The organism is Streptococcus pseudopneumoniae ATCC BAA-960 = CCUG 49455 (genome assembly GCF_002087075.1).
Classification (GTDB): domain Bacteria; phylum Bacillota; class Bacilli; order Lactobacillales; family Streptococcaceae; genus Streptococcus; species Streptococcus pseudopneumoniae.
Genome location: NZ_MWSM01000078.1, coordinates 1 through 899, shown reverse-complemented (window position 1 = coordinate 899; position 899 = coordinate 1). Strand labels below are relative to the sequence as shown.

At 30.3% G+C, this 899-nt stretch carries 1 protein-coding gene; it reads right to left on the bottom strand.

Annotated elements, in window-relative coordinates; genetic code table 11:
* Nucleotides 1–111 precede the first annotated feature (111 nt).
* Nucleotides 112–876 (bottom strand): type II toxin-antitoxin system PemK/MazF family toxin, encoded by a 765-nt coding sequence (locus B4W83_RS11890; RefSeq protein WP_000155204.1) that lies wholly within the window; start codon nucleotides 874–876, stop codon nucleotides 112–114.
* Between the last annotated feature and the right edge of the window lie 23 nt (nucleotides 877–899).

The following is an 899-nucleotide window of genomic DNA, read 5'->3' as shown; positions in this document are numbered from 1 at the left end:
AAAAAGGGAAGTAACAATTAAGCTACTTCCCTGGAGCGCAAAGGCTCAAAGTTTAAAAATATGAGGGTAAACCTCTAAGTAACCTAATTATAGAGTAAACTTTTATAAATGTCAATTTTTTAAGTACAATTCTTTTAATTTTTCGTCAATTCTATCTAAAGTTTCGTCACTAACCTTGATTTTTCCGCAAGGATCCAGTTCGTTTATGTAAATAATTCTGTCTTTACTAATCGTTTTTATCTGATCACATTTTGCGTAGGAAATTTTATTAAATCGTTGATAATGGTTAACAAGATCTTTTAATTTTCTATTAGTGTTTTCCACTTTTTCCATCCCTGCACCGTTGTCATAGATTTCTTTAGCTGATTCTGAATTGTAAGCATCTCCGTATTGAATCAAAAATTCCTGATATATTTCTTCTGCACTCCCTAAATCAAAAGGAGTAATTTCTGTAAGTGCATAGTGAATGATCGAAAAATAATCAAAACCAATTTTGTCAAGAATAGGTAATAAGAATCTTTTGGATTTTTGCTGTATAACTTCGTCAATCATAACAGAAAACTTTTTTTCTTTTGAACTAATTGGAAGTACCGTCAGATTCCTTGATTTTGGAGAATCATTTTTATTTAGGACAACAGCCCAGTGTCTATTTGATAATTCAGAGCCAATATTGATTCCAAAATCTACAAAGATTAAAGAACCACGTTTCAGAACATTGTAACTCTTGCTAGTGTTTTGTGTTTCTGACAAGAATAGATTAGATTCTTTTTCTAGCCAATTAGGCAAAAATCGGAATTTATTATTATTTTTAAATGTTGAATGAACTTTCTCAAAGTTTTTTGAAGCCTTTAAAATCTGTTTATTTTGTATTGTCATTTATTCCCCTCTATACACCCCGA